This is a genomic window from Nocardioides sp. (assembly GCF_036401255.1).
Classification (GTDB): domain Bacteria; phylum Actinomycetota; class Actinomycetes; order Propionibacteriales; family Nocardioidaceae; genus Nocardioides.
The window spans coordinates 1-4909 of the sequence record NZ_DASWVI010000286.1; the positions used below are offsets into that span (position 1 = coordinate 1).

Here is a 4909-nt window from a genome sequence, read left to right on the forward strand (position 1 = left end):
GCCGCGACGACCGCGGTGGCGCCGGTCCCCTCGAGCAGCGGCAGCGCCTCCTCGGCGCCCGCGCCGAGGACCACGCCCACCTGGGCGCAGCCCCCGTCGGCGAGGGCCCGCACGCCGCGGACCAGCCAGGGCTCGCCGTCGGCGGCCCGGACCAGCGCCTTGGGCCGCCCCATCCGGGTGCCGGCACCGGCGGCGAGCAGCAGTCCGTGCACCCGCCCAGGATGCCAGGCCGGCGGCGCCGGGACGGGGTCAGCCGCCGAAGGCCTGCTCGTAGAGCGCCGCCAGGTCGGCCGACCACGGCGCGCTCATGCCGCACACGGTGATCCGGCCGTCGGTGGCCGAGACCAGGTAGCGGCCGCCGCGCTCGAAGTCCACGGCGCCGAGCAGCTGGGCCAGGTCGGCCGGCGGCGCCTGCACCCGGACCAGGTCGGTCGGGTCGCCGGTGTACCAGTGGCTGACGCTCAGCGTGACCATGTCGTCGGCGATCGCGGTCGCGGTGCCCTCGAAGGCCACCGTCTGCTGGGCGATCGTGTCGGCGTTGGGGACCATGCACTTCGCGGAGTACGCCGCGGGGCTCGGCGCGGTCAGCTCGGTCACCGTCTTGGAGTCGGCCGCGGTCGGGGGCGCCGCGGGGTCGTCCCCGTGGTTGAGGACCCCGAACAGGCCGACGCCCGCGATGATCAGCACCGCGGCCGCGGCGACCAGCCAGGTCAGCGGCCCGCGGTCGCGGGTGCCGGTGGCACGGTTCTCGGTGGTGAGCTCGGTGCTCATGACGTCCTCCAGGAGTCGGGCCACCCGCTCGGGGTCGGCCGGCGACAGGGAGGCGGCCGGGTCGGCGGCGCGCAGCCGGTCGTGCAGCCGGTCGTGCAGCTCGTCGGTCATGACCTTCTCCCCTCTCTCGACTCCTCATGTCCGGCCCGGGCCCCGATCTTTCGCAGCCGGTCCGCCAGCTTCTGCTTGGCGCGGGTGAGCCGGATGCTGGCCGCGTTGGGGGTGATGCCGAGGACCAGGGCGATCTCCGCCGGCGTCAGCTGCTCCCACGCCCACAGGCGCAGCAGCTCGGCCTCCTCGGGTCGCAGCGTGTCCAGGGCCTCGTGCAGGGCCGGGTCCTCGGGCGGCTCCGCGTCCGCCGGCTGGGCCATCAGCCGCGCGGCCACCCGCTGCTGGCGGCGGGCGGCCCGCTCCGCGTTGCGCAGGCAGTTGCGGGCGACGGCGTACGCCCAGGGCAACGGCTCCTCGGGGAGGTCCTCGGCCCGCCGCCAGCACACCAGCATCGTCTCGGCGAGGACGTCCTCGGCGGTCGCGGGGTCGGTGCGCCTGGCCAGGAACCGCCGCAGCGGCTCGATCAGCCCCGGCGCGACCTCCTCGAAGCGCTCGCGTCGACTCTGCACGACACCACCCTCACATACCTGACGGACCGGTCCGCCCGGCCGTACCCTGCCGGGGTGCCCGTCACGCAGAGCCTCTCCCCGGGGGACACCCTGGGCGGCCGTGTCCGAGTCGGCGTCGAGGGACTGACGCCCGGCTACTTCGCGCTGGTGATGGCCAGCGGCATCTTGTCGGTCGGCATGGAGCTGCAGGGCCACCACGTGCTGTCGATGCTGCTGCTCGTGGTCTGCGCCGCGGCGTTCGTGCTGCTGCTCTCGCTGACCGCGTGGCGGTTCGTCGCCTACCGGACGGCGACCAGCGAGGACTTCATGGATCCGCGCCGCGGCTTCGGGTTCTTCACGTTCGTCGCGGGCACCAACGTGCTCGGCGTACGGCTGGGACTGGACGGCCACTACACCGCCACCGCGGTGCTGTTCGCGCTGGCGGGCAGCGTCTGGCTGGTGCTGGGGTACGTCGTGCCCTGGACCGCCGTGCTCGGTCCGCAGCCGCGGCCGGTGGTCGCCGCCGCCAACGGCACCTGGTTCATCTGGACGGTCGCGACCCAGTCGGTGGCGACCGCGGCGGCCACACTCGAGCCGCAAGCCGACGACGGGCGGATCGCGCTGGCGCTGGTGGCGGTCGTCGCGTGGTCGGTCGGCGTGTTCCTCTACGCCGCGACCGGGGTGATCATCGCGCTGCGGCTGATGCTCTACGACTTCGGCCCCGAGGACCTGAACCCGCCGTACTGGGTGTCGATGGGGGCGCTGGCGATCACCGTGCTCGCGGGGGCCCGGATCGTGGAGATGGCCGACGCGCCGATGGTGGACGCGACGCGCGGGCTGGTCGCCGGCCTGGCCGTGGTCTTCTGGGCGTTCGCGACCTGGCTGATCCCCCCGCTGGTCGCCGCGGGCTGGTGGCGTCACGTGGTCCGCAAGATCCCGCTGCGCTACGACCCCACGCTGTGGAGCATGATCTTCCCGCTCGGCATGTACGCCGCGGCGGGGATCTATCTGGGCCGCGCCGACGACCTGCCGCTGGTGCACCGGATCGCCAGCATCGAGCTGTGGATCGCGTTCGCGGCCGCGGTCATCGTGTTCGTCGCGATGCTCGTGCACCTCGACCGCACGGTGCGCCGGCCCGCTCCCCGTTGACCCGCCCGAGACTGTCGGGCGGGTCAACGTCTGGTCAGCGCGCGGCGCGCAGGATCTGCAGCTTCCAGGCCTCGGGGCCGCGCTCGAGGTACTCGACGCTGAGCACGCCGGGGTCGCGCTGCTCGAGCTGGGCGAGCAGCGGCAGCGGGTCGTGCGGTGCGACCAGCACCAGGCCGCTGCCCGGACGGACGCCGTCGACGGCGCCGAACACGGTCGCGTGCCGGATCGCGTGCGGGATCGTGCGGACGTCGAGCTCGGGGTAGCCGGCCGGGTCGCTCTCCCCGCAACCGCAGCCGCCGTGGCCGTGGCCGGCGGGCGCGGCGGCCTCGGGCCCGTGGTCGCCGTGGTCGCCGTGGTCGCCGTGGTCGAGCTCCTCGTGCATGCCGTCGAGGAGCTCGGCCAGCGAGACGTCGGAGGCGGTCGCGAGCAGCGGCACCACGAGCTCGTTCTCCTTGGCGAGGTGGGTCTCGAAGAGGGTGAGCACCGATCCGGCGGCGACCGCCGCGTCGACGCCGGCCTCGGCCCGCTCGAGCCGGGCGACCAGGTCGAGGAGCTGCTGGTGCTCGGCGAGCATCGAGGAGATGAGCAGCGCGGCCGCCGGCCGGGCGGAGGCGGCCGGGTAGAGCGTGGCCTCCTCGGCGAGGGCGTGCGGGACCAGGTCGGTGCGGCACCAGGACAGCAGCTCCGCGCGGGCCCGCTCGACGTCCTCGCGGCGACCGGTCCGGGCGGCGGACGCCAGCTGGGCGACATGGGTCCTCAGCGCGCCGTCCATGGCGGCGTGGTGGGCCACGATCGCCTCGGCCGCGCGTGCGTCCGCCTCGGTGGAGGCGACCATCAGGTCGTTCATCGGTGTGCTCCTCAGGTGTGGTGGTGCGGGATCGGTCGTCCGGTGCGGGGTCGAGACGACCCGAGGACTGGCCTTTGCCGCAATATTTACTACAGTAGTACCCGTGAAAAACAATTCGCTCGGGCCCCGTCCCGGACAGCGCCCCCGTCCCCTGACTCCGGGGCGGGCCGCGGTCCTGCAGCTGCTGATCGACCAGCCGCAGCCGCCGCGGCTCGCGGCGCTCGCCCAGGCCAGCGGGTTGCACGCCAACACGCTGCGCGAGCACCTCGACGCACTGGTCGCCGACGGGTGGGTGCGCCGGATCCGCGACGAGCCCCAGGGCCGGGGACGTCCGGCGTGGCGCTACGAGGCCCTCCAGGACCGCGCCCGCGACGAGTACGCCGGCCTGGCGACCGCACTGGCCGCCTCCATCGCCCGCACCAGCCCGGCCCCGACCGAGACGGCCCGGTTCGCGGGAGAGCACTGGGGCCGCAGCCTCGCCGAGGAGCGCGAGGCCCGGCCCACCACCCCCGAGGACGCCCGCGACGAGGTCGTCACGATGCTCGACGAGCTCGGGTTCGCCCCCGAGGTCGACGCCGAGCGCGCCGACCAGGTCCGGCTGACCCGCTGCCCGCTGCTCGACGCGGCCCACCGCTACCCCGGTGTCGTGTGCGAGGTCCACCGCGGGCTGGTCATCGGTGCCCTCTCGACCTACGGGGCGGACCCGGCCGGCACGGACCTGGTGCCGTTCGCCGAGCCGGGCGCCTGCCGGCTGGTGGTGCCGCCGACGGACGACTCGCGGGGTAAATGACACCGACCCGCCAGGGTGCTTCCCTGGCGGGTCGATGCTTCGTGCTGATGTCCTGCTGAGCGACTCGGTCTCGATACGCGCCGCGCGTCCCTTGCTTCGCCTCGGTCCGCGCCGGCGCTACTCGACCTGGCACCCGGCTTGACGGGCGCTAGCAAGCTAGCGCCCGTCAGGGGTGCTCAGAAGTCCATGCCGCCCATGCCGCCGGACGGGTCGCCACCCATGGGGGCGGCCTTCTCCGGCTTGTCGGCCACGACGGCCTCGGTGGTGAGGAAGAGCGCCGCGATCGAGGCGGCGTTCTGCAGCGCGCTGCGGGTCACCTTGGCGGGGTCGATGATGCCCTCGGCGATCATGTCGACGTACTCACCGGTCGCGGCGTTGAGGCCGTGGCCGGCGTCGAGACCCTTGACCTTCTCCGCGATGACGCCGCCCTCGAGGCCGGCGTTGACCGCGATCTGCTTGAGCGGGGCCTCGGTCGCCAGGCGCACGATCTGCGCGCCGACGGCCTCGTCGCCGGACAGGTCCAGCTTGTCGAACGCGGTGGCCGCGGCCTGCACCAGGGCGACGCCACCACCGGCGACGATGCCCTCCTCGACGGCCGCCTTCGCGTTGCGGACGGCGTCCTCGATGCGGTGCTTGCGCTCCTTGAGCTCGACCTCGGTGGCCGCGCCGACCTTGATGACGGCCACGCCGCCGGCCAGCTTGGCGAGGCGCTCCTGGAGCTTCTCGCGGTCGTAGTCGGAGTCCGACTTCTCG

The 4909-nt window shown here is 74.2% G+C and carries 6 protein-coding genes and 2 pseudogenes; 2 read left to right on the forward strand and 6 right to left on the reverse strand.

Translation table 11 applies throughout. From position 1 onward, the window contains the following. From VGD85_RS13460 to VGD85_RS13470, 3 genes are all read right to left on the reverse strand, one after another. Positions 1 to 212, reverse strand: a 212-nt coding sequence (locus VGD85_RS13460) for an NTP transferase domain-containing protein (RefSeq protein ID WP_331063951.1), incomplete at its 3' end; no start/stop codon positions are given. 37 nt (positions 213 to 249) lie between these two features. Further along, on the reverse strand, positions 250 to 882 hold the full coding sequence (locus VGD85_RS13465; RefSeq protein ID WP_331063952.1) for a hypothetical protein: 633 nt from the start codon (positions 880 to 882) through the stop codon (positions 250 to 252). Then, a complete protein-coding gene (locus tag VGD85_RS13470) occupies positions 879 to 1391 on the reverse strand; it encodes a sigma-70 family RNA polymerase sigma factor (RefSeq protein ID WP_331063953.1) in 513 nt (170 codons plus the stop codon). Before VGD85_RS13470 ends, VGD85_RS13465 begins: the two co-directional genes overlap by 4 nt. Before the next feature lie 54 nt (positions 1392 to 1445). On the opposite strand from VGD85_RS13470, the gene VGD85_RS13475 reads away from it, so the two are divergent. Continuing rightward, a complete protein-coding gene (locus VGD85_RS13475; protein WP_331063954.1) occupies positions 1446 to 2519 on the forward strand; it encodes a tellurite resistance/C4-dicarboxylate transporter family protein in 1074 nt (357 codons plus the stop codon). Positions 2520 to 2553: 34 nt separating this feature from the next. Here VGD85_RS13475 and VGD85_RS13480 read toward each other — a convergent pair. Further along, positions 2554 to 2811, reverse strand: a pseudogene (locus tag VGD85_RS13480) (DUF2249 domain-containing protein); the annotation flags it as partial. Between the two features lie 144 nt (positions 2812 to 2955). Beyond that, a pseudogene (locus VGD85_RS13485) lies at positions 2956 to 3366 on the reverse strand (hemerythrin domain-containing protein); the annotation flags it as partial. A 103-nt stretch (positions 3367 to 3469) separates the two neighbouring features. On the opposite strand from VGD85_RS13485, the gene VGD85_RS13490 reads away from it, so the two are divergent. Then, positions 3470 to 4156 carry a helix-turn-helix transcriptional regulator gene (locus VGD85_RS13490; protein WP_331063955.1) on the forward strand — a complete coding sequence of 229 codons (687 nt, stop codon included), beginning with the start codon at positions 3470 to 3472 and terminating at the stop codon, positions 4154 to 4156. Between the two features lie 176 nt (positions 4157 to 4332). On the opposite strand, the gene VGD85_RS13495 is transcribed toward VGD85_RS13490, so the two are convergent. Then, positions 4333 to 4909: TCP-1/cpn60 chaperonin family protein (locus tag VGD85_RS13495; protein WP_331063956.1), on the reverse strand; the 577-nt coding region annotated here is incomplete at its 5' end.